Source organism: Bacillus sanguinis (genome assembly GCF_018332475.1).
Taxonomy (GTDB): Bacteria; Bacillota; Bacilli; order Bacillales; family Bacillaceae_G; genus Bacillus_A; species Bacillus_A sanguinis.
Window position 1 is genome coordinate 1 of the sequence record NZ_BOQB01000381.1, and the last position, 2987, is coordinate 2987.

3 protein-coding genes and 2 pseudogenes are annotated in these 2987 nt (G+C 29.9%); 1 reads left to right on the plus strand and 4 read right to left on the minus strand.

Annotated features, from left to right (window positions below):
* The 3 genes from KI369_RS26465 to KI369_RS26475 form a co-directional block, all read right to left on the minus strand.
* On the minus strand, nt 1-557 hold a 557-nt coding region (locus tag KI369_RS26465; RefSeq protein WP_238484962.1), incomplete at its 3' end, for an SH3 domain-containing protein.
* Nucleotides 558-800: 243 nt separating this feature from the next.
* Nucleotides 801-1562: a glycosyltransferase gene (locus KI369_RS26470; RefSeq protein ID WP_212958476.1), complete on the minus strand. Its 762-nt coding sequence runs from the start codon at nt 1560-1562 to the stop codon at nt 801-803.
* A 156-nt stretch (nt 1563-1718) separates the two neighbouring features.
* Nucleotides 1719-2210, minus strand: a complete 492-nt coding sequence (locus KI369_RS26475; protein ID WP_212958478.1) for a nitroreductase — start codon at nt 2208-2210, stop codon at nt 1719-1721.
* A gap of 214 nt (nt 2211-2424) precedes the next feature.
* Here KI369_RS26475 and KI369_RS26480 point away from each other — a divergent pair.
* A pseudogene (locus KI369_RS26480) lies at nt 2425-2679 on the plus strand (GNAT family N-acetyltransferase); the annotation flags it as partial.
* A gap of 100 nt (nt 2680-2779) precedes the next feature.
* Here the strand turns inward: KI369_RS26480 and KI369_RS26485 are convergent.
* Nucleotides 2780-2987, minus strand: a pseudogene (locus KI369_RS26485) (hypothetical protein); the annotation flags it as partial.

Sequence of the window (2987 nt, forward strand, 5' to 3'; positions counted from 1 at the left end):
TGTACTTTCACTTCTTCTTTAGGCTTTACTACCTTTTGTGTTTTAGCCTCTTCCTTAGCTTTAACCGTTTTTTGCACTTTTGCTACTTGCTTCGTTTTCTCTTCAACTTTTTTTTCAACTGGTGCTGTACTTGATAGGAAAGAAACATTTGCATAAGCTGTTTTTCCTTTATACTCAAATTGTAGCCAACCGTCTTTTACTTGATGTTTTGATTCAATTACATCATCTTTTTTCAGTCTGCCAAGAATTTTTGATTCAGTGTTTGCTTCAGTACGTACATTTAGCAAATTCGCTGTTACATAATACACATCTTTTGTAAACTCCGCACTTACAAATACTTCTTTACCATTTAAATCAATTTTGGACCATCCTTCTTCCGTATGTATAACTTTTAACTTTTCTCCTTCTTTTACTTTTTTGACAACTTTTGATTCCGTAGTTGGCTTTTCACGTACATTGAGTACATCTGCTGTTACGATAGTTTCTGCAGTAGCAACTGTGGTAAAAGCACCCATCCCAAAAACTGTTGCTGTAGCTGCGCTAATTATTTTTTTCATATTAGCCTCCATGACATTTTTTTGACTTCTATTATATCAAATACTTCCATAAAATAAGGTATTTTCACAGAATATCAAAACTTTTGTAACAATATATTAATACTACTTAATATATTGTTGTTAGAAATATCCTTTTTATTCAAGAATATCAAATTTATACCTTTGCATTCTATACACAAAAAATCACCTCATCATATATAAAATGAGGTGAGCGAAGGGCTATTTGTTTAAGAATTTCTACAGTTATCTTTCTTGATTATCATAATATGTTTTATCTGCATATTTTTTATCATTTCCTTTTAAATACGCTAAGATTATTTTTGGATTTTTAACTAAAGTCCAATCTCCATATGTATCAAATCTTCTACACGAAGTTATCATTCCATTTTTTATTGTACCGAATTTCTTATTTTTTTGTTTTCCCCATTCTTTTAACCGTTTTGCAAAATCTGCATCTTCTGCCATAAGCATATTTTCATTAAATCCATTAATCGCCATAAAATCTTTTCTATAGCACCAAAAAATCCCGACAGATATAGCCCCATACTTAAAAAATAATGGAATTATAATTAACAATGCGGAAACAAATATTCCTAAAGATAGTCTTTCAAACTTACCAGTTACCCCACCGCCAATATATTTACCTGAAACTAAATTTTTGTCTACGTTAGACAAAAAAGACTCTGTCATTTGGGTATCAGCATCTATAGTAATGATTATTTCTCCGTTAGCTATTTCAGCTCCTGCATTTCTGATTTTAGATAAATTTTTATCGTCATTTTTTAATGTAATACAGTTATACTCCTTTGCGATTTCCTCTGTTTTATCTGTACAACGATTTAAAACCACTATGACTTCAGTTTGATTTTTATATGCTTCCGCTACCTTTGAAATGGAATCTAAACATTTTCCAATGTACTTTTCTTCATTATGCGCAGGGATTATAATAGAAAACTTTATATCTTTCTTTAAATCGTTTCCTAAAGAGTCATTCGTTTCTTTCATAACACACCCCTTTTTATAAAATGAAATTTCACTCTATATAACATATATTAATATTTATGAGGGTGTATTATAAAAACTAAAAATACCCTATTACTAATTTGATTAAAGTCACCTAGAATTCTTCTACCCAAACAAAATGAAATAATAGTTTTTATGCTATATAGTTGTCGCAAGTCCCGCTAAAAACAAACTTACGATTGCTAAAAATTTTGTGCCGACTATAGCCCCTCTTAAATGAAACTTATAATCTTTGTATCCCTTCATGCCTTCTGTACTAGGAATAACAACAAATCTTGGGGTAATCCAGCAAAAGATTAGCCAATCCAGTATAAACAAATCTACTAAATTAAAAATCATTAAAATACCAAAAGTATGTAAATAGGCATCAATATATAATAATTTTTCATGTTTATGTAGTATATATGTAGAAACGAAAGGAGTACCGAAAAGAATAGCATTATATGCAATGTTAAAATAAATCGTTTGCTTTTTTTCATGAATCGCTTTTGGAAAAACTACCTTTTGAATATCTTTCGGATACTCAGTTAACGAAAGACGAGGATTATAATATAAAGATCCTAAAATCATTATGGATAGTACAATAGACATACTGACACCAACGTACATCATTTGCTCAAATGAACTCATAAGCACCATTCACCCTTTTCTGTATTCGCTCCATAGTACACATACTTAATTACATATTGTATGTACGGCATCGATCAAAAATTAACAATTCACTTTATCAATCATTTTATAATTGAAATTATATTTTACTTATCATTTATCTTTCCTAAAGAACAATTAAAAATTAGTTTGAAGGAATATTATGCAAAAGTTATATTTTACTAAATTAGAATAAATGGATTTTTTTCAACTCGTATCAAATAAAGAAGTAATGGCGCAAATTACCGAACGCGCTATTCCGTTAGATGCAGCACAAAATGACGTTACAGGGCTGTTAAAGCGCAATGCAAACCATTAATTATTCGGCTCTTATAAAGTATAGGATTCTATTACAAATGAGTATATTAATTTTGGACATGTTACGGTAAACGAGGATAATGTTAGAGCAGCTGAAATTGATTATATGATTTTGCCAGAGCACTGGGGAAAAGATATGGATTGCCTGTGGAGATTTTGAGTACAATTATTTAACTATATAAAAAAGAAATGCTGCTTTTGAACTAAAAGTACATTTCTTTACATATTACGTCCTATTCCACCATCGAAAGTAAAACTTTCTCAAGCTCTTTTTTAGAAAGCATACTACCATTTATATAGATTTGATATGCATTTTCCCCTTCTTTTACAGGTAACACTATTTTCATAGCCCGTACATTCGATTCTTTATACTCACCGAATGTAACGTCATAGCCATTTAATTTATATTTATTTATATCTCCAGTAAAATTATGTCTTCTT

Bases quoted from the DNA above. Each gene is read 5' to 3' on its own strand.
- KI369_RS26470 (WP_212958476.1), bottom strand. From the start codon at position 1,562: ATGAAAGAAACGAATGACTCTTTAGGAAACGATTTAAAGAAAGATATA.
- KI369_RS26475 (WP_212958478.1), bottom strand. From the start codon at position 2,210: ATGAGTTCATTTGAGCAAATGATGTACGTTGGTGTCAGTATGTCTATT.